The organism is Streptomyces sp. NPDC058758 (genome assembly GCF_042746075.1).
Classification (GTDB): Bacteria; Actinomycetota; Actinomycetes; order Streptomycetales; family Streptomycetaceae; genus Streptomyces.
This window is the reverse complement of record NZ_JBHYPS010000039.1, coordinates 22077-42507: the sequence shown is the minus strand read 5'-3', so window position 1 is coordinate 42507 and position 20431 is coordinate 22077. Positions and strand designations below refer to the sequence as shown.

The following is a 20431-nucleotide window of genomic DNA, read 5'->3' as shown; positions in this document are numbered from 1 at the left end:
GACACAACGAAGCCCCCGCCGGACATCCGGACGGGGGCCACGTGCTACTCGGAGGCCGGTGGAGCCCCCTTCAGATCCGTCCGCCAGCCCGGCCGCGTAACCCGGCCCGCGAAGTACGGACGAGCCAGCCGGTAATCGACCGCCTTGGACCGGCCGATCATCACCGTCGGCGGGAACGCCGGATCCTCCTGCGCGATCTTCGACAGCCGCTGATGGCTCATCGTCTCCACCACCCCGTCCGCGACGAGGCGGCGCGCTAGCTCTCGGAAACTCACCATGTCAGGCCCCCCTTCTGCGGGCTCGGTCATGGGCACCATCTTCCCCGACCCTGTTGCCATACGGCAATGGGGTCGCTACGTTGGATCCGGCAACAACAGAACGGCCCCGGTCGGTGTGTGAGAGCCCGGCCGGGGCCAGCCATCCCGCCTGCCTACCAGGAGGAACAGCCATGGCACACCGTACCCACCCCACCCAGCAGGACGAAGCCCTCCGCCAGGTCCGGCTCGACGCCACCGTCCGCGACGGCCTCCGCCTCATCGCCGACAAGCTCACCAACATCAAGCCCGGCCACCTCATGACCGAAGACCAGCGGCTCGCCATCGCGCTCACCGCCGCCCACACCGCCCACCCCGAGGGCGGCCCCGCCGCCGACCAGCTGGAGATCCAGCTCCTCCGCCGCATGCCCTACACCGACGGCCGCACCGTTACCCGCGGCGAGTACGCCCTCTGGCTGCACAAGACCTCCTGGAGCGCCTGATGGCCCGCACACCCCTCATCGCCCCCGCCATCCTGCTCTCCGCCGGCTCCCTCGCCTGGACCACCTGGTCCCTCGTCGACCTCCTCGGCGCCGGCCCCATCGGACTCACCGTCGCCGCCGGCGCCGACATCATCTGGGCGTCCGTCATCGTCGCCGAAGCCCGCGGCCTCCGCATCGCCGGACACCGCTGGCCCGTCGCCGCCATCGGCTGGGCCGCCCTCCTCGCCGTCGGCACGTTCCTCGTCTGGCACGGCATCGCCCGCGACCACACCGCCATGGCCGTCGCCGGACCCCTCCTCCCCATCGGCGCCAAGCTCGTGTGGCTGCTTGCCCTCGCCGACATGCGCGACCCCTCGGCGCTCACCGACGACGAGCAGGCCCGTCTCGCCGCCCTGGAGCGCGGCATGCGGTTCGAGGAAGCCGAGCACCGCATCGAGCTCCGGCGCCGCGAGATGGCCGCCGAACGCCTCCTCGCCGACGTGTCCGTCGACTTCGAGATCGAGCTGACGCGGCAGGAGAAGGGCCGCGAGCTCGCCCGGCGAGCACCGATCGCGATCACCCCGATCACGCCCGAGCAGCCCCCGATCACGCCCGCGAGCACCCCCGAGCAGCCCCACGCTTCGGGACGCCCCGAACACGCCGTGACCAGCACGATCACCGATCACGAGCAGAAGAGCATCGCCGATCTCGCCCGCCAGCACGTCGCGACCCACGCGACCAACCCGGCCGCCACAGACGCGATCTGCTCGCTCCGACCGAACGCCGATCGCCCGTCCGTCGCCGCGGCTGTTCGCCGCGCTCGCCAGCAGCTCGACACCCGCGGAGGCTACCGATGATCTGGGCAACCCTTGGCGGCGTCACCATCGGCCTCGCCCTCCTCATCCGCCACCTCATCCACTGGTGGCCCGGCCTCAAGCCCCTCCAAGCCGCCCCCCTCGACCACGCCGGCCGACTCCTCCCCTTCCTCGCCGCCTGGTGCTACGGCGTCCTCGCCATCCTCACCGTCGGCGGCCTCATCGGCTGGGTAGCCGACACCACCCTGTGGATCACCAACTGGCTCGGCGACGCCGCCCTCGTCTGGGGCGTCGGCGGACAGGCCGGACAGGTCACCCGCGGGCCCTCCTACCTCCCGCTCACCGCCACCGGAGGAGCGATCGTCCTCCTCCTCACCGTCGCCCTCGTCGCCGCCATCAAGAAGTCCGCCCGCGGCGCCGACCTCAAGGCCGGAGCCTGGTGCGGCATCTGTCTCGGCACCAGCGCCGGCATCGCCGGGTTCGCTGCCGTCCCGCTCGCACAGGCCGCGAACTGGGCCGGTGGAGCCCTGTACGGGGTCATCGCATGACTGCGGCCGCCGAGCCCGTCGAGCAGCCCGTGGGGGAGTCGGACGGCTCCTCCCGGGCGGCCGGTCGCTGCGTCGTCGCCATCGGCATCAGCGGCCTCCTCGGAGCGTGCTACGCCTACCCGGACCTCGGGATGTTCGTCGCGGGCAGCGTGGCCACCGTCGCGGTCGGCAAGGGCCGTCAGTGGGTCGCCAGGCGGGGCCAGGACGCCCCCGAGGACGTCGAGCCTGAGGCCGAGCCCGTGGACATCGTGGCCGTCCTCCAGGCCCTCGGCGAGGGCGGGAACGGGGTCCTCCTGACCGCCCTCCGCGAGGCCGCCGACCTCCCCGACACGAAGGCTGTCCGCAGCCTCCTCGCCGAGGCCGGTATCCGGGTCCGCGCGGGAGTCCGCACCCCGGCCGGGAACGGGCCCGGCGTACACGCGGACGACATCCCTGCCCCCTCCCCCACCGCTTCCGACCCCTCTCCCGAGCGTTGTTTGTGCAGCTCAGGGGCCGCCAACGCCAACACCAACAACGACCGGCCGGACATCGTCCAGGACCCCGACAACCCCCACCACTGGCTCGTGAAGGAGCGCGTCTGATGGCCCTGCGACAGCCCAAGCCCGAGCCCAGCGATCCGCGCCTGAAGGGCCACGAGACGACCTACAGCAGCAGCCGAGGCGGCTGGGTCAAGCCCACCGACAAGCCCACCCCCGGCACGCCGAAGAAGGGATGATGGACCGCATGGACGACCTCGTACAGTTCCTCCTCGCCCGCCTCGACGAAGACGCTGAACTGGCCCGCCAGGCTGAGCAGGTTGGGGGTGCGCCGTCCTGGGACTCGGCGGCTGATGTGCTGCTGCTGCCCGGCCTGCGCACCCGCCGCCGCCTAGCCGATCAGGGCGTGCCCGATGCCTTGCAGGGCGCCGTGGAGGCGCACGCAGCCCGTCACGATCCCGCGCGGGTGCTGGCCGAGGTCGAAGCCAAGCGGCGGATGGTGACGGAGTTCGAGAAGGAGCAGTGGGTCATGGAGCAGGGCCACCACACCGGGTGGACCGAAGGCGGCCAGTCCGTCCGTCTCTCCATGATCCGCTCCTGGGCTGCGATCTACGCCGACCACCCGGACTACCGCGACACGTGGCGGCCGTGACCCGTCGTTGTCAGTCCCCGGTCGTACCGTAGGACCATCACACCCGTCGATTGCAGATGCTGCCTGCACCCGGCGGAGGACCCCAGCCCCGCCCCCGGCCTGATGCCCCGAGGGCGGGGCTTCCTCGTGTCCGTTGCGGAGACGAGACGTCTCGTCTACAGTCAGAGGCGTTTCCGGCGTGCCCGGAGACGGATGGGCGAGGGCGCACGTGGCCCCGGTCGACTCCCCCGCGACCGGGGCCACAGCCACATCACGACACGGACACAGCCACCCCACACAGCCCCCAAGCCCGGCACGCTGGCCCGATGCGCATCACACCCGCCATCACAGCCGCCGCACTCCTCCTCACGCTCACCGCGTGCAGCAGCAGCGAAGACCCCGCCACCAAGCCAGCACCCACAACCACCACCGCCTCCCCCACGGCCACCGCCGACGCCGAAGCAGCCGCACAGGCCTGCAGCAACGCCGTCTACGCCGCCATCAAGGACACCCCCACCGACGCCACCGACCTCCCCAAGCCGGCCGAGTGCGCCACCATCAGCGACGCCGACTACCTGGAGACCGTCCTCGCCGTCATCCAGCAGCAGAACAAGGACGGCCAAGACGCCCTCCAGAAGGCCATCGAAGACGCCGCATCCGCCGACGCAACCCCCTAACCCCGAGGAGGCGCCCGTGGCCGGCAATCCCCGAAACGGGCGCCCCTACCGCCGCCTCGTCGCCGCACAGAAGGCCCTCGGCCTGCCCTGCGCGCGCTGCGGCGGCTACATCAACCCCCGCCTCGACCCACGGTCACCGTGGAGCTTCACGCTCGACCACATCGTCCCCCTCAGCCGCGGCGGCAGCCTCCTCGACCCCGCCAACGCCCGCTCGATGCACCGCCGGTGCAACAGCGCTCGGGGCAACCGCATGGCCGCCACCGGACCACTGAGAGCCTCACGGAGGTGGTGAGCATGGACCAGCAGGACATGCGAACGCTGCGAGCCGCCCTCGAAGCCCTCCCGCGTGAGTGCCGCTACCACGGAGCCAACACCGAGCCTCACGACGGCCTGATCCGACGTGAGGCGTGTTGCGACACCGGGGTGCCAGCACACCGCCGCAAGGCCGCCGAGGAAGCCCTAGCCCGCCTCAGCGGGTGACGCCGTGCTCTACGTCGTCACCGGCCCACCAGCCGCAGGCAAGTCGTCCTGGATCCAGGCCCACGCCACCGCACGCGACATCGTCATCGACCTCGACCGGATCACCGTCGCCCTCACCGGCCCCGGCGCACCACAGTGGAACCACAACCCGCTACACCAGCGCGTCGCCCAGCGCGCCCGGTACGCAGCCATCGACGCAGCCTGCCAGCTCCTCGACCAGCTGGACGTCTACCTCATCCACACCATGCCCAGCGCCAAGTGGCTCGCACGCTACCGACGCCTGGACGCACAGGTGGTAGCAGTCGACCCAGGCGAAGCCATCGTCATGGCACGCATCGACGCCATGCGCAGCCCAGCCATGCGAGCCGTCGCCACCAAGTGGTACCGACAGCGCAGCCGGCTCCCCCGACCGGCCATGCCCCAGGCGTCACGGGACTGGTAACCCACCGCAACCCCAGCCCCCTCACCCGCCGTCACGCAGCGCCATGACCAGGGCGATCGGACCCCGATCAGGCTCGGCCGGCAGCTCCCGACGGGGGGAGGTGGGTCAAAACTCCAGCTCGGAGGCGGGCGACCCAAAAGCTCTCGTCGCCCGGTTTTTTACACGGGGCCTATCGCTAATCACCCTGGTCCTACCTTCCGGGTAAATAGCGACTCTCTGTAACCGTCACGTTGAGTCACACTCGGGGGTGATCATGACGACCAACGTCGAGGCGACCGCAGCGGAGATCGATCACCTTCGTGTCCGCGACTTGGCTCCCGGCCTGGCGCAACTCGCGCTCTCGCTTGCCGCTGCTGTTGACAACCCGGGCAACGTGACCGCGCAGTCGAATGCTGCGCGGGAGCTACGCACCGTGCTGGAGGGGCTGCGGAAGCTGGCGCCGGTCTCGGAGTCGAAGGACTGGGTGGACGAGCTGACTTCGAAGCGTGAGCAGAAGCGGGAGGGCGGCCTTGTCCGTGCTCGCCGAGGTTGAGGTGCGGGGCGTCCAGACGCCTCGCCTGTACACCGCACCGCCCATCTTCGCTTCGTCGGCGGCCCAGGAGGCTGTGGAGCTGGCCGCGGCGGCGGGGTTGGAGCTGTTCCCGTGGCAGCAGCACGTCCTGGACGTCGGCATGCGGGAGCGTGCTGACGGTCAGTGGGCGGCGTTTGAGGTCGCGGTGAACGTTCCGCGACAGAACGGCAAGGGCGGGATCATCGAGGCCCGCGAGCTGGCCGGGCTGTTTCTGTTGGGCGAGCGGCTGATCATCCACTCGGCGCACGAGTTCAAGACGTCCCGCGTGGCTTTCGAGCGGGTACGCTCGCTCATCCTTGGACACCCTGACCTGCGGAAACGCGTCAAGCGGGTGCTGAACAACACGACAGAGACGTCCATCGAACTGGTTACCGGGCAGAAGCTGGCGTTCCTGGCCCGCTCCGGCGGCAGTGGCCGAGGCTTCACCGGGGACTGCAACATCCTCGACGAGGACATGATCCTCGGCGACGACGCCATGGGCGCGCTCATGCCGACCATGTCGGCGGTGCCGAACCCCCAGCTCTGGTACCTCGGATCCGCCGGCATCGGCGCCCCATCCGTACAGCTCGCCCGCCTCAGGCGCCGCGCACTGGCCGCGAGAGAGGCTGGTGTACCGGATCCCTCGCTGGCCTACATGGAGTGGTCGGTAGACCCTCACGCGGACGAGTGCCCGCCCAGCTGCACGGACCACGACAGCGCCGACGATCCTGCGGCGTGGGCGAAGGCGAACCCATCGCTGGGCTACCTGATCAGTAGCGAGTTCGTCCGCAACGAGCGGGCCTCCCTGGGCACCAGCGGCATCTTCGAGCGGGAGCGTCTCGGTGTGGGTGACTACCCGAGCGACGAGGCGGACACGTGGCAGGTCATCGGAGAGGACGCCTGGCGGGCCCTGGCGGACCCGAAGTCCCAGCCTGAGGGCGAGCTGTCCATGGCGATCGACGCGACCCCTGAGCGGGACTACGCGGCCATCGCCGTGGCGGGCTCGTGGCGGGGCGGTACGCACGTCGAGGTCATCGCTCACCAGCCCGGCATGGGATGGGTCGTGGAGAAGGCCAGAGCCCTGCACGAGCGGCACAAGCCGCGGTGCTGGGTCGTGGACGCAGGCGGCCCTGCGGGGTCGCTGATCCACGATCTGGCCGGCGAGCTGGGCGTGGAGATCGTGCAGCCGAAGCCGCGGCAGATCGCCGATGCCACCGGCCAGTTCTACGACGCGGTCGTGGAGCAGGGCATCAGTCACCTGGACCAGCCGCCCCTCGCGGTGGCCCTGGCGGGCGCACAGAAGCGCCCCCTGGGCGACTCGTGGGCGTGGGCCCGCCGTGGTGTCGGCGTGGATATCAGTCCCCTGGTGGCGGTGACGCTGGCCCGCTGGGGGCTCGGGGCCGAGGTCGAGGACGAGAGGGCGCCGATCCTGTGGTGAAGCTGCTGTGGGCCGTCGAGGTCCTGTTCGTACTGCTCGGCCTCGTAGGGGTCGCGCTCGTCTATCTGCCGGCCTCGTTCGTCCTGGGTGGCGTGCTGGGCGTGCTCGCTGTGGAGCGGGCCCTGAGTGAGCGGAGGGGCAAGACGTGAGTCTCTTCGGTCTCTTTGAGAAGCGGTCGCTGGAGAATCCTGCTGTGCCGCTGACGGATTCGTCGCTGCTGGAGTGGATGGGCGGTCAGCCGACGCAGGCTGGGGTGTCGGTGTCGGAGACGTCGTCGCTGCACATGCCGGCGGTGTGGCGGTCGGTTGCGGTGATTGCTGGAGTGTCGGCGGCGCTGCCGCTGCACACGTACCGGACGGGCACGAAAGACAAGGTCGAATCGGCGCTGCTGGCGGATCCGCATCCGGAGATGACGGCGCTGGAGCTGTGGCGGCTGACGTACGTGCACCGCGTGCTGTGGGGCAACGGGTACGTGCAGAAGCTGCGAGCGCCGTCTGGGCAGGTGAAGGAGCTGTGGGCGGTCTCCCCGGACCGGGTACAGGTGGACCGTGAGAAGCCGTCCGAGGGGAATCCGTCGGGCAAGTGGTTCTGGGTGACGGACGACTGGGGCAAGGTCTGGCGGCTGACGCCCCGGGACATCATGCATATTCCCGGCCTGGGCTACGACGGTCTCACTGGCTGCTCGCCGGTCCGGGCGGCGGCGCAGGGTATCGGTCTGGCGCAGGCGGCGGAGACGGGGGCGGCCCGCCTGTTTGGCGCCGGGAACCTCGTGTCCGGTGTGCTGCAGACCGAGCAGCGGCTGACGCAGGAGCAGGCGCAGGCGCTGAAGGCCCGTTGGCAGTCGAAGATGTCCGGCATCCAGAACAGTCACGAGGTCGCGGTCCTAGACGCTGGCGCTTCGTTCCAGCCAGTGACGATGCCGCTGAAGGACTCCCAGTTCCTGGAATCCCGAGAGTTCCAGGTCGCCGAGATCGCCCGCATGTTTGGTGTCCCGCTGTTCCTGCTGATGGAGTCCAGCAAGTCCACCTCGTGGGGCACCGGCCTGGAGCAGCAGGCGCAGGGCTGGGTCACCTTCGACCTCGGGCCTACGTGGATTTCGCCGACGGAACAGCGGATCACGAAGGAGCTGCTGCCCGCCGGGGAGTACGCGCACTACGCCCTGCAGGGCCTGATGCGCGGCGACACCGCGGCCCGGGCGAGCTTCTACCGGGCGATGCGGGACATCGGCGCGTTCTCCTCCAACGACATCAGGGCGCTCGAAGACCTGCCGCCGATCGGGCCCGAGGGCGACATCTACCTGCAGCCCACGTACATGGCCCCGCTCGGGGTCAACCCGCTGGCCAACGACGGCGGGCAGGTTCACGCCTCGGCGCGGGCCGCGGCTCTCATGGCTGAGGCGCAGCGGCTGCTGGCTGAGGCTGCCGACGAGGAAGGGAGGGGCGACGATGCCCACGAAGACCATGGCCGGGGCTGAGCGGCGACGCCTGTCCCTGACCGACGCCGGCGTGCAGATCCGGGCCGCGGGCGACGAGGGGGGCTCCGAGCGGTTCGCCGGGTACGCCTCCGTCTTCAACTCGCGGACGGCGATCGGGAACCCGCTGCGGTGGGGCTTCTACGAGGAGATCGCCCCGGGCGCCTTCTCGAAGACCTTGTCCGAGGGTGACGCCCGGATGCTGATCGACCACGACTCGTACTACGTGGTGTCCCGGTCGTCGGCCGGGACGCTGTCCCTGTCGGAGGACGAGCGGGGCCTCGCGGTCGACTCGGCCCTCGACACGGAGCTGTCGTACGTGCGGGACCTGAAGGCAAACCTCAGGAACGGCAACGTCACCGGGATGTCGTTCGGGTTCTACGTCATCAAGGACGAGTGGGACTCCGAGACCATCGAGGTCGAAGGCGCCGACCCCGTCGACGTGGACGTTCGGGTGATCCGCGAGGTCCGCCTCGTCGAGGTGTCCGCCGTCACCTTCCCTGCCTACCCCGAGACCGAGGCCGAGCTGAAGGCCGTAGCCCGCGCCCTCGACCACCGCGGCGACCTTGCCGCCGTCGAGGCCCGGGCCCGCTTCCGGCCTGAGCTGCTCGACCTGGTGCACATCGACCGCGAGCCGGGTACGCCCACTCGCGCCCTGGCGGATCCTGCTGAGCCGGCCGTGTCCACTCAGCTCCCTGGTCTGCCGATCTCGATGCGCATGAACGCGCTGGCCGCCCGCTACGGGCTCCCGCGCTAGCACCACCTTCCAATCCCTGTCAGCCCCCTGGTGGGGCTGTCTGGCGTGCCGTGAAAGGACACACCGCCATGAGCGCACTGCTCACCCGCGCGCTGGAGAAGCGCGCCAACACCTGGTCCCAGATGCAGGAGATCCTGGCCGTTGCCGAGCGCGAGGGTCGCGACCTGACCGCCGAGGAGCGGGAGAAGTGGGACCGCGCCGAGAAGGACGTCACCGAGGCGTCCCAGGATGTCGAGCGGCTGGAGCGCATGGCCCGCCTCGACACCGTCCAGCGCGACCAGCTCGTCATCGCCGACGGCCCGACCGGCGAGGACCGCGGCAACACGGACCCGGAGGCGGCCTACCGCGGCGCGTTCGGACAGTACGTGCGCGGCGGCATGAGCGGCCTCGACAACGAGCAGCGGCAGCTGCTCATGTCCAACATGTCCGAGGTCCGCGCCCAGGCCACCAGCCCTGGTAGCGCCGGCGGGTACTTCATCCCGACCGAGACCCTGAACCAGATCACCGAGACGATGAAGGCGTACGGCGGCATCCTCAGCCTGGCCAACGTCCTCAACACCACGTCCGGCAACCCGCTGAACTGGCCGTCGAACGACGACACCGCCAACGTGGGCGCGATCCTCGCGGAGAACTCGCAGATCACCGAGCAGGACGTCACCCTCGGTCAGAAGACCCTCGGCGCGTACACCTACACGTCGAAGCTCGTCCGCGTCTCCCTGCAGCTCCTGCAGGACTCCGCGTTCAGCATCGACACGTGGCTGCCCCGCAAGCTCGGCGAGCGCATCGGCCGCGCGGTCGCCGCGCACCTCGCCACCGGAACGGGTACCGGGCAGCCCGAGGGCCTGTTCACCAACGCCACCGCCGGGAAGACCGGCACGACCGGGCAGACCACGTCGATCATCTACGACGACCTGATCGACCTGATCCACTCCGTCGACCCGGCCTACCGCCAGTCCCCCAACACCCGGTTCGTCATGTCGGACTCGGCGCTCAAGATGGTCCGCAAGCTGAAGGACGGCAACCAGCTGCCGCTGTGGCAGCCGTCCACGCAGATGGGCGTCCCGGACACCCTGCTCGGCTACGGCGTCACCGTGGACAACGGTGTGCCCGTTCCGGCGGCCAACGCCAAGTCCATCGGCTTCGGCGACGTCAGCGCCGCGTACGTCGTCCGGCAGGTCGCCGGCGGCCAGCTGATGCGCCTGGAGGAGCGGTACGCCGACTACCTCCAGGTCGGCTTCTTCGGCTTCATGCGTCTCGACGCGAAGCCGGACGACACCAGCGCGTTCCGCGTGTACGCGCACTCGGCGACCTGATCCCTGCTCGTTCTGCCGCAGCCCCGCACTGGGGCTGCGGCCCGTTGAGAGGAGGCGCCGGTGGCGCGCATCCGAGTACTGCAGCCCGTCGGCGGCGTTGACTTCTCGTGGGCGCCGGGCGATGTGGTGGAGCTCGACGACGAGGCGGCAGCCGCGTGGGCGGACGGTGTCCGCGCCGAGGCCGTGGAGGAGTCGGAGACCACCGCGGCCCGGTCCCGCCGGGGTGGACGGGCTCCGAAGGCCGAGACCCGCTAGGAGGTGGGCTGTGGCCCTGCTGACGCTGGCTGAGGCCAAGGCCCAGCTCAACATCACCACGACGACCAGCGACGTGGAGCTGGAGGCGTATGTCGAGGCGATCACCTCGGCGATCGAGGGCATCGTCGGCCCGGTCGAGAACCGCGAGGTTGTCGAGCTGGTTGAGGCCCGGGGCCCGACGATGACGCTGCTGCAGGCGCCCGTCGTGTCCCTGACCTCCTTCGTGCCGGTCATGGACGGCGGGACGGCGCTCGATGTGGCCGGCCTGTACCTGTACGGGGCGATCGGCGAGGTGCGTCGGAAGAACGGCAGCTCGTTTGCTGGCGGGCCGTGGACGGCGACGTACACGGCGGGCCGGGGCACGGTGCCTCCGACCATCAACCTCGCGGCGCGGATCCTGCTGCAGCACCTGTGGCGCACGCAGTACGGACAGGCCCGAGGGGTGGCCCCCAGCACGGACGACTTCGATGTGAACGAGCCGATCGTGGGCTACGGCTACGCGATCCCGAACCGGGTGCTCCAGCTTCTGGAGCCCTTCAAGACGGGCCCGGGGGTGGCGTGATGGTGACCTCCCGGGTCCCGGCCGCGGTCGCGGCCCTCCTCGACATCCTGCGCGCGGCGCCGTCCCTCGCCGGCCAGGTGCACATCGAGGACGGCCCGACCGCGGTCAACTACACCGACCTCGACCGGATCTACGTGGGCTGGCAGCCAAACGCGGATTCGGCTGTGGCCGCACAGCAGGACTTCAACGCTGCGGGCGCCAGGACAAGGGACGAGTCCTTCACCATCGCCTGCTACGCCGAGTCCAGGTCGGGCGACACCGACATGGCGTCCCGGCGCGAGCGGGTCTACGAGATCGTCGCCGTGGTCGAGCAGGCCCTGCGGGCGACCAACGCCGCCCCGACGGCACCGACCCTGAACGACACGGTGATGTGGGCTCACGTCACCTCGGGCGACCTGTACCAGCAGCAGAGCGCGAACGGGGCTGTGGCGGGTCTGGACTTCCAGGTGTCCTGCTTCGCCCGTCTCAACTAACCCAAGGAGTAGCGATGGCGCGTGTGCGCTTCATCGGCAGCGAGCCGGTCACCGTGCCGGAGCTTGGTGGCCGTGAGGTCCAGCCGGATCAGGTGGTGGAGGTCCCCGACGAGCGGTTCGAGGGCTACGTCTGCCAGACCACGAAGTGGCAGCCGGTCGAGGAGCCCGGCTCGAAGAAGACCGCGGCCAAGTCCGCAGTGAAGGAGGCGTGACATGGCAATCGGTTCTGGTCTCGGCGCGCAGATCGGCATCGCGGCCGAGTCGACCTACGGCACCTACGTGGCGCCGACCGTCTTCCCCGAGTTCACCAAGGAAAGCCTGGTTCTCAAGAAGACGGTTGCGACGTCCCAGGGCATCGCGGCGGGGCGGCTGATGGCGCTGGCGTCGCGGCGCGTGGTCACGCAGAAGGAGGTGTCCGGCTCGCTCGACATGGAGGTCGCCAGCCGCGGCATGGGGATCCTGCTGCAGGCGCTGATGGGGACGACGGTGACGCCGGTCCAGCAGGGCGTGACGACGGCGTACCTGCAGACGCACACCCTGGCGGACACCTGGGGCAAGTCCCTGACGATCCAGAAGGGCGTGCCGATGACGACCGGCACGGTGACGGACAAGTCGTTCATCGGCTGCAAGATCGTCAGCGCGGAGTTCTCGTGCGAGGTCGGCGGCATGCTGACCGTCACGTTCGAGATCGACGGCAAGGACTGCTCGGAGACGCAGACCCTGGCCGTCGCCTCCTACGTGGCCGCGAGCCCCTACCACTTCGGTCAGATGGGCCTCAAGTACGGCACCGTCGGCGCCGAGACGGCCCTCGACGGCGTCCGCAAGGTCAGCGTCAAGTTCGAGCGCCCGCAGGCCACGGACAGGTTCTACGCGAACCAGTCCGCGCTGAAGGCACAGCCGATCCTGAACGACCTGACCAAGGTCACGGCGTCGATCGAGCAGGACTACGTGGCCACGACCATCGACGACCTGCACACCTCGGACGCCTCGACCTCGCTGGTGTGGGAGTTCATCGGCCCGACGATCGAGTCCACCTACAACGAGACCTTCCGGGTCAAGCTGCCGGCGGTCAAGGTGGATGACGCCCCGCCGACGGTCGACGGCTACAACGTGGTCCGCACCAGCTACAACCTGACGGCCCTGTACGACGGCACGAACCCGGTGGCCATCGAGTACATGTCCAAGGACAGCACCCTGTAGGAGGTCGCCATGGCCGTCCGGTCGGTGCAGATCACGGGGACGGGCCAGCTGCTCGACCTGTCCCGCCGTCTGCGTGCGGCCGGCGGCCCGCGCCTGCAGCAGAACCTGAACCGTCGCGTGCGTCGGGCGGCTGAGCCGCTCTACCGCGACATGACGGAGACGATCCTTTCCCTGCCGATCGCTGCTGAGGATCGGAAGGCGGGGAGCCGTGGTGGCTCGTCTCCGACGACGCGCCCGCTTCGGGCGACGATCGCGGGGGCGGTGCGGCTGAGCGTTCGGACTGGGCGGAGTCCGGGTGCTCGCGTGTGGATCGATAGGTCGCAGCTGCCGTCGGATCTGAAGTTCATGCCGGAGGCGATGAACAAGCCGAACGGCCGGATCCGGCATCCCGTGTTCGGCAACAAGAAGCGCTGGGTGAACCAGTGGACCACCCCCATGTGGTGGGACAAGGTCGTCGCCCGTCACACCCCCCGGATGCGCGCTGAGGTCGAGAGGGTCCTCGGCGATGTACGCCGCACCATCACCTAGGAGTACCTGTGATCATCGTGCACACCCCGAGCGACGGCGGCGAGGTCGAGCGGTTCGACGTCAAGACGGTCCGCTCCAGCGAAGCCTCCCGGATCGCGACCCACCTCACGGAGAAGATGTCGTGGCCGGAGACCAAGAAGGCGCTGGCTGACGAGGACCCGGACGCCATGCGCTGCGTCGCGTTCGTCCTCAAGTGCCGGACGAGCCCCGGCCTTCGACTCGGCGACTTCGATCCCATGGTCGCCGACCTCGCGGTCCGTCTCGACCGCAAGGAGATCGAGGACTGGGCGGAGGTGGCTGCCGGGACGATCCCGCTCATCGACAAGCCCGAGCTGGTGCAGATGCAGACCTCGATGATCATCGACGAGGCCGACGACAAGGACCACGCCCGCCTCGTCGTCGAGAGGCTGCTGGCGGGAAAATTCCCGCCCGACCTCAGCGGGGCGACGCCCGACCCGTCCAGCCCGACAGCCGAGGAATCGACGAACTCCGAGGTCAGTTCCTCGGGCTCTTCGCTCACCTCCTCCACATCGACGGACGAGCCCTCGACGACCTGATGGTCGACGACTTCCTCGCCTACGTGGCGTGGATCGAGCAGCACCTAGCCCAGCAGAGCGGAGGCACCGATGGCTGAACGGCTGACCTTCACCCTCGAAGGCCGCGACGATCTGAGCCGCGTCCTCGGTCACGCTGGGGATTCCGCCGACCGGCTGCGTGCGCAGATGGTGGACGCAGCCGACGGTTCTGGGCGCGCCATCCTCCAGTTGGAGCGGGACAGCAACGGGATCCTGCGCGACCTGGAGGGCAACTTCCTGACCGCGGGGGACGCGGCAGCGCTCATGGCCCACCGGGCCGAGGAGTCCTCTCGCCGGGTCACGACGTGGGGCGAGGCCGCCGAGGCGGCAGGCCGGGCGGGCGACCAGCTGAAGAAGTCGCTGCTGACGCTTGCTCCGGCCGCCATCCCCATGGCGGCTGCGCTGGCCCCCCTTGCCGCGTCCACCGTTGCTGCTGGCGTGGGCATGGCCGCGCTGGGTGTGGCTGCGGGCCGGCAGGTCGCGGCGATGTCGGAAGCTGCGGAGGCGGAGAAGAAGTACAACGACGCCGTCGAGACCTCGGGCAAGAACTCCGCCGAGGCAGTCAAGGCACAGCTGGCCTACGCGAAGCAGATGGCCGCCCTGCCGCCTGCCACGCGCGAGGCCGCGGCTGCTCTGTCCGTGATGAAGGACTCCTACTCCGACTGGTCGGACTCCCTCGCACAGGACACGACCGGCCCGCTGATCAAGGGCATGTCCACCCTGCAGGGGATCTTCCCGAAGCTCACGCCCACGGTGAAGGGTGCGGCCGAGCAGCTGGACCGGCTGATGACCCTGGCGGCCGGCGGGGTCGCCAGCCCGGGCTTCGATGGGTTCATGGCCAAGGTCGACAAGTGGTCCACCGGCGCGCTCACCCGCGCCACCGACGGCCTAGTCCGTCTGCTGCGCACGGCTGAGACCGGCGAGATGTCCGGCGGGCTCACGGAGTTCATGGCGTGGGCTCGCGAGCAGGGCCCGGCCGTCTCCGCGACGCTGCAGGATGTCGGCCGCGCGCTGCTCCACGTTCTGGACGCGGGCGCCGAGGTCGGTGTCGGGATGCTGTCGGTGGTGCAGGCGCTCGCGCAGCTCGTCGCCGCCGTTCCACCGGAGTTGATCACCACACTGCTGCAGCTGGCCATCGCGATTCGCGCGGTCACGCTCGCCGCCGCCGGCGCAGCCGCGGCACGGACGGCGATCGCGGCGCTGGGTACGTCGCTGGTGGCGATGCGGGTGGCGGCGGCTGCGGCGCCGGGTCCGCTGGCGGCTGCGGGTGCGGCGATCGCGACGCTGTCGCGGACGGCGAAGCTGGCCCTGGTCGGCACGGGCATTGGCATCCTGGCCCTGGTCATCGGCGAGATCGCGGCGGCCGGCGAGGAAGCACCGATCGACGTCGACAAGATGACCCGCTCTCTGGCCGAGCTCGGGCAGACTGGCGAGTTGACCGGTACCGCGCTGGCCGAGTTCGGGCAGGACTTCAGCGGACTGGGTAAGACGATCGGCGAGGTCCTCGACCCGAGCGTCATGGAGAACATCGACAACTGGCTGCACGACCTTCCGGGCGGCTGGTTCAACGCGGGGACCGCCACGGAGAAGTTCACCGAGCAGGCGGACGCCGCTGACAAGGCGCTTGCGTCCCTGGTGGCTGGCGGGAAGGCTGACCTGGCGGCAGCCGCGCTGGAGCGCATGCTCGGCAGCATGGACGCGGAGAAGGCCGAGAAGCTCCGCTCTGCCCTCGACGACTACGACGGCGCGCTCGCCGACTCGGCGTTCGAGGCCGAGCTCGCGGCTCAGGCGCAGGGTCTGTTCGGTGCCCAGGCGCAGGAGACGCAGGCGAAGCTGGACGCGCAGAAGGCGTCGGCGGACGGGCTGCGGCAGTCGCTCCAGGCCCTGAACGACGTGAACCGCGCGGGCGTGAACGCGCAGATCGCGTTCGAGGCGGCCCTCGACAGCACGAAGGAGGCGGCGGAGAAGAACGCCGGCGCCTGGGGTCGGGGCGCCACGTCGATGGACCTGACCACGGAGAAGGGCCGGACGGCAGCGTCCGCGCTGACGGACCTCGCGGCGAAGACGGATGCCGCGACGTCGGCGGCCCGGGAGTCCGGGGCGTCCTGGGACACGGTCAACGGGATCTACAAGCAGGGCCGCGAACAGCTGATCGCGTCGGCCCAGCAGATGGGCATGACCGAGACGGCTGCCCGGCAACTGGCTGACCAGATCCTGAAGACGCCGGACAAGACGGCGAGGATCAAGGGCAACCTGGAGGACCTTGAGGCGAAGCTGGCGGCGGCCAAGGAGAAGCTCGGCAAGGTCCCCGATTCCCGCAAGGCGCAGGTCCGGGCCGAGATCTCTCAGCTGGAGCGACAGCTCAACGCGGCTCGCACGAAGCTGGATGCCCTGGACGGGAAGGTCGCTACGACCTACGTCACGACGGTCTACTCGTCGGACCGTGTCGTCTCCCCGACCGGCTCGGGCCCGGGCGGCTTCCCGAAGTACGCCCGCGGTACCAGCTCTGCCGAATCCGGGTGGGCGCTGGTCGGTGAGGAAGGCCCCGAGCTCGTCCGCATGCGTGGCGGTGAGCAGGTCTTCGACCACCTGACGTCGCGGAAGATGGCTGCGTCGATGGCCGACTACCCGGGCTTGTCGCTCGGGCGGCAGGTCGGGGCGGGTCTGTCGACCGGCATGCTGCAGTCGACGATCGGGGTGGAGGCTGCGGCCCGGCGGATGGCTGCGGGCGTGGAGGCCGGTGTCCGGGCGGAGCTGCAGATCGCGTCGCCGTCGCGGAAGATGCAGGACTTGATGAAGGACGTCAAGGCCGGTCTCGTCCGTGGGCTGACGGGGTCGAAGTCGGAGATCAAGGCCGCGGCCCGGGAGCTGGCGGATTCCATCTGGGCGGCATTCGACGGGAAGAAGACCGACCAGGACAAGGCGCTGGTCCGGCTGGTCAGCGAGACGAACGACACGCTGCAGCGGCTGGCCACGAAGCGGGACTCGGTGAAGCGGCAGCTGGCCAGCGCGCAGGAGTTGCTGGAGACGCGGGTCGCGGCGCGGGATCAGCTGCGTGCGAGTGCCCGGTCGGCGGCTCAGGGTGCGTCGTCGTTGTCGTCGCTCGGGCTGGAGCCGAAGGAGGTGACGACCAGCTCCATCAAGGTCGGGCTCCAGCAGAAGCTCGCGAAGCTCCGCCAGTTCCGGCGGTATGTCGAGGCCCTGGCCAAGCGGGGGCTCAACCGGAACTTGATGAGGCAGATCCTGCTGATGGGCCCGGACGAGGGCTACGCCTACGCCTCGGCGCTGGCCGGCATGTCGACCGCCGACTTCAAGGAGGTCAACCAGCTCCAGACGCAGATCGACACGGAGGCCGACAAGGTCGGCAAGGCCGGATCGAACGCGCTGTACGGCGCGGGAATCGCGTCGGCGCAGGGTCTGGTCAACGGGTTGAAGTCGCAGCAGTCGGCGATCGAGGCCCAAATGATCGAGATCGCTAAGGGCATGGAGCGGGCGATCAAGAAGGCGCTGGGAATCCGGTCGCCGTCTCGTGTGGCGTGGGCGATCGGCGCGAACTTCGGCCAGTCCACCGGCAGCGGCGTGCTGTCGGCCCTGCCTGCTGTCGGCCGTGCGGTCGATGCGGTTGCCGAGCGGATGGCCGGGATCCGTCCGATGCCCGGGCAGCCGGTCGCCGGCATCGGCGCCGGTGTGGCGGCCGGGCCGTCGATCATCGCGAACATCACGATCACCGACGCCATGGATCCGGTACGGGTCGGCCATGAGGTGCAACGAGTGCTGCTGCATCTGAAGCGAACGCAGGGCATCAACGTCAGCTTGGGGGTGGGGTAGTGGCAGGACTCACGGTTCAGGCCGGCTTCGGGTACTCGGCTGTCGACTCGGACATTGTGTGGACGGACATCACGCAGTGGGTGCAGACCGCGGGTGGTGGGGAGGTGTCCATCACCCGTGGTGCGTCGGACGAGCGGGCGGAGACGCAGACCGGCACGCTGTCCCTGTCGCTCGACAACCGGGACGGGCGGTTCACGCCGGGCAACGCGGGCTCGCCGTACTACCCGAACGTCCGTCGAAACACCCCGATCCGGGTGATCAAGACGGTGGTCCCGGAGAAGAACTGGCTCACGGGCACCTCCTTCGAGAACGACGCGCACGGCTGGGTTCCGGCCCCGGGCGCCGCACCGCAGGCCTACGCGCGGGACACCGCCCATCACCTGGCCGGCTCCTGGGCCATGAAGGTCACGTGGACCAACTCGGGTACGGGCGGTGTGCTGCAGTGCCCGCTGTACGGGCTGAACATCGGCGTCCAGTACACGGCGTCCGCCTACGTGTACGTCCCGGCCGGGTCCCCGGCCGTGGTCATCGACATCAACGGCACGTCCGTGTCGGCGCCGTCCACGCTGACGGACACGTTCCAGCGGCTGACGGTGACGTGGACGACGACATCGGCGTCGGCGCTGATGCGGATCACGACCACGTCGTCGCCGCCGGCCGCCGGGACGATGGTGTGGATGGACCAGTGCCAGGTGGAGCAGAGCCCGACGGCAACTACCTGGGACGGGACTCTGTCCTCGCATCACCCGCGGTTCTACGGCATGGTCACCAGCTGGCCGATGTCGTGGTCGGGGCTGCAGTCGACGGTGACGCTGACGGCGTCGGACATGTTGAAGTGGCCGTCGCGTCGTCCGGCGCTGGGGCCGATGCTGGTGGAGGAGGTGCAGGGTGACGGGGCCCAGCTGTACTACCCGTTGTCCGAGCCGTCGTCGTCGGTGTCGGGCGGGGATCAGTCGGGGTCGTCTCGCCCGTCGCTGACGATCAGGCAGTCCGGCGCTGGCGGAACGTTGGAGTTCGGGACGGGGACGGGCCCGCCGTCGGACGAGCTGACCACGCCCACGTTCACCCCGGCATCGGCGTCGGCGGGCAAGAGCCTGCAGTGCCTGATCTCGCCGCTGCTGACATCGGGTGGTGACACCGGCACCCCGATCCCCGGCACCCAGGTGTGGGAGTGCTGGTTCTCCACCTCGACGTCCGGCCGCTGCGTCCTCAAGCTGTCGACAGGGACGGCGCCCGCGTTCGAGGCGGGGCTGTACTTCCTGCTGGAGTCCGGGACCGGCAAGCTGCAGGTGGTCGAGTTCCTCTTCGGTGGCGGCTCGACAACCACGCTGACCGCAGCTACCCCGAACCTCGCGGACGGCGCCCCGCATCACCTGGTGTGGGACGAGGTGTCGGGTGATGTGTGGGTCGACGGCGTGCAGTACGCCATCGGGATCGGTGCCCACACGGACATGTTCCTGCTGACGGTCGGCTCGACGGCTGGCTACTCGGGGTACCCGGGGACGGACGGAACCCTGCACTGGTCGGGCACGATCAGCCATGTTGCGGCCTACGTCCGTAACGGGACTGCTGGCCCGGGCCCCACGGTCGCGGAGATCGTGGACCACTACGACGCGGGGATGACCGGGCATGCGGGCGAGCTGTCGTCGGAGCGGATGGCCCGCCTGGCGGGGTACGCCCGGATCCCAACGGTCACCTCGTCGGGGAGTTTCTCGGCGGTCGCTTCTCAGGGTGTGCTCGGCTCGTCGCCGCTCAGCCACATGAGGGACGTGGAAAGGACGGAGAACGGGCGGCTCGTCGCGGCCCGGGACAGCGCGGGGCTGCTATTCCAGTCGCGGACCGTGCGCTACAACCCCAGCAGCGCAGTGACGCTGGCGTACTCCGACCTGGAGACGCCGGGCGTGCAGGTCTCGGACGACGACCAGAAGCAGGTCAACCTCGTCGAGGCGTCGCGGCCGGGTGGGGCAACGCAGCGGATCCAGTCCGATGAGTCGATCGCCCGGGACGGGATCTACCAGCAGCAGCTCACCGTGCTGAAGACCACCGACAGCGAAGTCGTGGATGCCGGCACGTGGCTGGTCATCCGGTACGCCGACCCGCAGCCCGAGCTGCGGCAGCTTCCGGTGGAGGCGTCGACGCTGTCGACGACGACCCGCCGGGCCCTCCTCGGCGCGGACATCTCGACCGTGATCACGGTGACGGGCATGCCGGCGGAGGCGCCGTCTCCGACGGTGACCGCGATGGTCGAGGGCTACACGGAACGAATTACCGAGTCCCAGCACTTCCTGGACTTCCACACCAGCCGTGCGGATCTCGGGGCGGTGTGGGTCCTGAACGATCCCGTCTACAGCGTCTTGGGCAGCACTACGCGGTTGGCTTATTGATCACCAGCCTGCGGGCGCTGGCGCCGGGCTTGCATGCGAAGCCGATTGCACTCACGGCAGTTCCACCCCTTGGCGTACTTCCGCCCGAACTCCGCCCTCGAATGCCCTGCAGGACAGGTTGTGCGCTCCGGCTTTGGGTGCGATACGTATCGAGCCTTCAGCTTGATCCTGTTGCACTCGGCGCACCAACGCTTGCCTCGGGAGTCGATACGTCCATGCTGTTCGCGGGGATGCCCTTGAGGGCATGCCTCCCTCCCTGAGTATCGAACAGCCAGCCCGCGTTCGACGTTGG

Annotated in this window: 26 protein-coding genes; 25 read left to right on the top strand and 1 reads right to left on the bottom strand. The window is 69.7% G+C overall.

What is annotated here, in order from left to right:
• Positions 1-44: 44 nt before the first annotated feature.
• Positions 45-308 (bottom strand): hypothetical protein, encoded by a 264-nt coding sequence (locus ACFW6A_RS32210; protein WP_386644905.1) that lies wholly within the window; start codon positions 306-308, stop codon positions 45-47.
• A gap of 140 nt (positions 309-448) precedes the next feature.
• On the opposite strand from ACFW6A_RS32210, the gene ACFW6A_RS32205 reads away from it, so the two are divergent.
• The 25 genes from ACFW6A_RS32205 to ACFW6A_RS32085 all read left to right on the top strand — a co-directional run bounded on the left by ACFW6A_RS32205 (position 449) and on the right by ACFW6A_RS32085 (position 20139).
• Positions 449-757: a hypothetical protein gene (locus tag ACFW6A_RS32205; RefSeq protein WP_386644902.1), complete on the top strand. Its 309-nt coding sequence runs from the start codon at positions 449-451 to the stop codon at positions 755-757.
• Entirely contained in the window at positions 757-1593 is an 837-nt protein-coding gene (locus tag ACFW6A_RS32200; protein ID WP_386644899.1) for a hypothetical protein, read from the top strand. The genes ACFW6A_RS32205 and ACFW6A_RS32200 overlap by 1 nt, the downstream gene beginning before the upstream one ends.
• On the top strand, positions 1590-2099 hold the full coding sequence (locus ACFW6A_RS32195; protein WP_386644896.1) for a hypothetical protein: 510 nt from the start codon (positions 1590-1592) through the stop codon (positions 2097-2099). Before ACFW6A_RS32200 ends, ACFW6A_RS32195 begins: the two co-directional genes overlap by 4 nt.
• Complete coding sequence (locus ACFW6A_RS32190) at positions 2096-2680, top strand: hypothetical protein (RefSeq protein WP_386644893.1); 585 nt, start codon at positions 2096-2098, stop codon at positions 2678-2680. Before ACFW6A_RS32195 ends, ACFW6A_RS32190 begins: the two co-directional genes overlap by 4 nt.
• Positions 2680-2814 (top strand): hypothetical protein, encoded by a 135-nt coding sequence (locus ACFW6A_RS32185; RefSeq protein ID WP_386644890.1) that lies wholly within the window; start codon positions 2680-2682, stop codon positions 2812-2814. The genes ACFW6A_RS32190 and ACFW6A_RS32185 overlap by 1 nt, the downstream gene beginning before the upstream one ends.
• 8 nt (positions 2815-2822) lie before the next feature.
• Positions 2823-3227 carry a DUF6221 family protein gene (locus ACFW6A_RS32180; RefSeq protein ID WP_386644887.1) on the top strand — a complete coding sequence of 135 codons (405 nt, stop codon included), beginning with the start codon at positions 2823-2825 and terminating at the stop codon, positions 3225-3227.
• A gap of 305 nt (positions 3228-3532) precedes the next feature.
• Positions 3533-3883 carry a hypothetical protein gene (locus ACFW6A_RS32175; RefSeq protein ID WP_386644884.1) on the top strand — a complete coding sequence of 117 codons (351 nt, stop codon included), beginning with the start codon at positions 3533-3535 and terminating at the stop codon, positions 3881-3883.
• A gap of 16 nt (positions 3884-3899) precedes the next feature.
• Positions 3900-4175 (top strand): HNH endonuclease signature motif containing protein, encoded by a 276-nt coding sequence (locus ACFW6A_RS32170; RefSeq protein WP_386644881.1) that lies wholly within the window; start codon positions 3900-3902, stop codon positions 4173-4175.
• 2 nt (positions 4176-4177) lie between these two features.
• On the top strand, positions 4178-4363 hold the full coding sequence (locus ACFW6A_RS32165) for a hypothetical protein (protein ID WP_386644878.1): 186 nt from the start codon (positions 4178-4180) through the stop codon (positions 4361-4363).
• Positions 4364-4367: 4 nt separating this feature from the next.
• Positions 4368-4805 carry an AAA family ATPase gene (locus tag ACFW6A_RS32160; protein ID WP_386644874.1) on the top strand — a complete coding sequence of 146 codons (438 nt, stop codon included), beginning with the start codon at positions 4368-4370 and terminating at the stop codon, positions 4803-4805.
• A 253-nt stretch (positions 4806-5058) separates the two neighbouring features.
• Positions 5059-5337, top strand: a complete 279-nt coding sequence (locus ACFW6A_RS32155) for a hypothetical protein (RefSeq protein ID WP_386644871.1) — start codon at positions 5059-5061, stop codon at positions 5335-5337.
• On the top strand, positions 5321-6793 hold the full coding sequence (locus ACFW6A_RS32150) for a terminase (protein ID WP_386645013.1): 1473 nt from the start codon (positions 5321-5323) through the stop codon (positions 6791-6793). Before ACFW6A_RS32155 ends, ACFW6A_RS32150 begins: the two co-directional genes overlap by 17 nt.
• Positions 6787-6942, top strand: coding sequence for a hypothetical protein (locus ACFW6A_RS32145; protein WP_386644868.1), 156 nt, complete (start codon positions 6787-6789; stop codon positions 6940-6942). The genes ACFW6A_RS32150 and ACFW6A_RS32145 overlap by 7 nt, the downstream gene beginning before the upstream one ends.
• Positions 6939-8267 (top strand): phage portal protein, encoded by a 1329-nt coding sequence (locus ACFW6A_RS32140; RefSeq protein ID WP_386644865.1) that lies wholly within the window; start codon positions 6939-6941, stop codon positions 8265-8267. The genes ACFW6A_RS32145 and ACFW6A_RS32140 overlap by 4 nt, the downstream gene beginning before the upstream one ends.
• Positions 8239-9021 carry an HK97 family phage prohead protease gene (locus ACFW6A_RS32135; RefSeq protein ID WP_386644862.1) on the top strand — a complete coding sequence of 261 codons (783 nt, stop codon included), beginning with the start codon at positions 8239-8241 and terminating at the stop codon, positions 9019-9021. The genes ACFW6A_RS32140 and ACFW6A_RS32135 overlap by 29 nt, the downstream gene beginning before the upstream one ends.
• Before the next feature lie 68 nt (positions 9022-9089).
• Positions 9090-10334 (top strand): phage major capsid protein, encoded by a 1245-nt coding sequence (locus ACFW6A_RS32130; RefSeq protein WP_386644859.1) that lies wholly within the window; start codon positions 9090-9092, stop codon positions 10332-10334.
• Between the two features lie 60 nt (positions 10335-10394).
• Complete coding sequence (locus ACFW6A_RS32125; RefSeq protein WP_386644856.1) at positions 10395-10589, top strand: hypothetical protein; 195 nt, start codon at positions 10395-10397, stop codon at positions 10587-10589.
• Positions 10590-10599: 10 nt separating this feature from the next.
• Positions 10600-11151, top strand: a complete 552-nt coding sequence (locus ACFW6A_RS32120) for a head-tail connector protein (RefSeq protein ID WP_386644853.1) — start codon at positions 10600-10602, stop codon at positions 11149-11151.
• Complete coding sequence (locus tag ACFW6A_RS32115; RefSeq protein ID WP_386644851.1) at positions 11151-11624, top strand: hypothetical protein; 474 nt, start codon at positions 11151-11153, stop codon at positions 11622-11624. Before ACFW6A_RS32120 ends, ACFW6A_RS32115 begins: the two co-directional genes overlap by 1 nt.
• Positions 11625-11638: 14 nt before the next feature.
• The gene (locus ACFW6A_RS32110) at positions 11639-11836 is read left to right on the top strand and encodes a hypothetical protein (protein ID WP_386644848.1); all 198 of its coding nucleotides are present in this window, start codon (positions 11639-11641) and stop codon (positions 11834-11836) included.
• A gap of 1 nt (position 11837) precedes the next feature.
• Entirely contained in the window at positions 11838-12824 is a 987-nt protein-coding gene (locus ACFW6A_RS32105; RefSeq protein WP_386644845.1) for a phage tail tube protein, read from the top strand.
• A gap of 9 nt (positions 12825-12833) precedes the next feature.
• A complete protein-coding gene (locus ACFW6A_RS32100; protein ID WP_386644842.1) occupies positions 12834-13352 on the top strand; it encodes a hypothetical protein in 519 nt (172 codons plus the stop codon).
• 8 nt (positions 13353-13360) lie between these two features.
• Positions 13361-13909, top strand: a complete 549-nt coding sequence (locus ACFW6A_RS32095) for a hypothetical protein (RefSeq protein ID WP_386644839.1) — start codon at positions 13361-13363, stop codon at positions 13907-13909.
• Between the two features lie 69 nt (positions 13910-13978).
• Positions 13979-17755, top strand: coding sequence for a hypothetical protein (locus ACFW6A_RS32090; RefSeq protein WP_386644836.1), 3777 nt, complete (start codon positions 13979-13981; stop codon positions 17753-17755).
• The gene (locus tag ACFW6A_RS32085) at positions 17755-20139 is read left to right on the top strand and encodes a hypothetical protein (protein WP_386644833.1); all 2385 of its coding nucleotides are present in this window, start codon (positions 17755-17757) and stop codon (positions 20137-20139) included. Before ACFW6A_RS32090 ends, ACFW6A_RS32085 begins: the two co-directional genes overlap by 1 nt.
• Positions 20140-20431 lie beyond the last annotated feature (292 nt).

Excerpts from the sequence above, each read along its gene's own strand:
- ACFW6A_RS32135 (WP_386644862.1), top strand. The coding sequence starts at position 8,239 with ATGCCCACGAAGACCATGGCCGGGGCTGAGCGGCGACGCCTGTCCCTG.
- ACFW6A_RS32110 (WP_386644848.1), top strand. The coding sequence starts at position 11,639 with ATGGCGCGTGTGCGCTTCATCGGCAGCGAGCCGGTCACCGTGCCGGAG.
- ACFW6A_RS32195 (WP_386644896.1), top strand. The coding sequence starts at position 1,590 with ATGATCTGGGCAACCCTTGGCGGCGTCACCATCGGCCTCGCCCTCCTC.
- ACFW6A_RS32185 (WP_386644890.1), top strand. The coding sequence starts at position 2,680 with ATGGCCCTGCGACAGCCCAAGCCCGAGCCCAGCGATCCGCGCCTGAAG.
- ACFW6A_RS32130 (WP_386644859.1), top strand. The coding sequence starts at position 9,090 with ATGAGCGCACTGCTCACCCGCGCGCTGGAGAAGCGCGCCAACACCTGG.
- ACFW6A_RS32210 (WP_386644905.1), bottom strand. The coding sequence starts at position 308 with ATGACCGAGCCCGCAGAAGGGGGGCCTGACATGGTGAGTTTCCGAGAG.
- ACFW6A_RS32155 (WP_386644871.1), top strand. The coding sequence starts at position 5,059 with ATGACGACCAACGTCGAGGCGACCGCAGCGGAGATCGATCACCTTCGT.
- ACFW6A_RS32205 (WP_386644902.1), top strand. The coding sequence starts at position 449 with ATGGCACACCGTACCCACCCCACCCAGCAGGACGAAGCCCTCCGCCAG.
- ACFW6A_RS32200 (WP_386644899.1), top strand. The coding sequence starts at position 757 with ATGGCCCGCACACCCCTCATCGCCCCCGCCATCCTGCTCTCCGCCGGC.
- ACFW6A_RS32105 (WP_386644845.1), top strand. The coding sequence starts at position 11,838 with ATGGCAATCGGTTCTGGTCTCGGCGCGCAGATCGGCATCGCGGCCGAG.
- ACFW6A_RS32090 (WP_386644836.1), top strand. The coding sequence starts at position 13,979 with ATGGCTGAACGGCTGACCTTCACCCTCGAAGGCCGCGACGATCTGAGC.
- ACFW6A_RS32175 (WP_386644884.1), top strand. The coding sequence starts at position 3,533 with ATGCGCATCACACCCGCCATCACAGCCGCCGCACTCCTCCTCACGCTC.
- ACFW6A_RS32180 (WP_386644887.1), top strand. The coding sequence starts at position 2,823 with ATGGACGACCTCGTACAGTTCCTCCTCGCCCGCCTCGACGAAGACGCT.
- ACFW6A_RS32100 (WP_386644842.1), top strand. The coding sequence starts at position 12,834 with ATGGCCGTCCGGTCGGTGCAGATCACGGGGACGGGCCAGCTGCTCGAC.
- ACFW6A_RS32115 (WP_386644851.1), top strand. The coding sequence starts at position 11,151 with ATGGTGACCTCCCGGGTCCCGGCCGCGGTCGCGGCCCTCCTCGACATC.
- ACFW6A_RS32165 (WP_386644878.1), top strand. The coding sequence starts at position 4,178 with ATGGACCAGCAGGACATGCGAACGCTGCGAGCCGCCCTCGAAGCCCTC.
- ACFW6A_RS32190 (WP_386644893.1), top strand. The coding sequence starts at position 2,096 with ATGACTGCGGCCGCCGAGCCCGTCGAGCAGCCCGTGGGGGAGTCGGAC.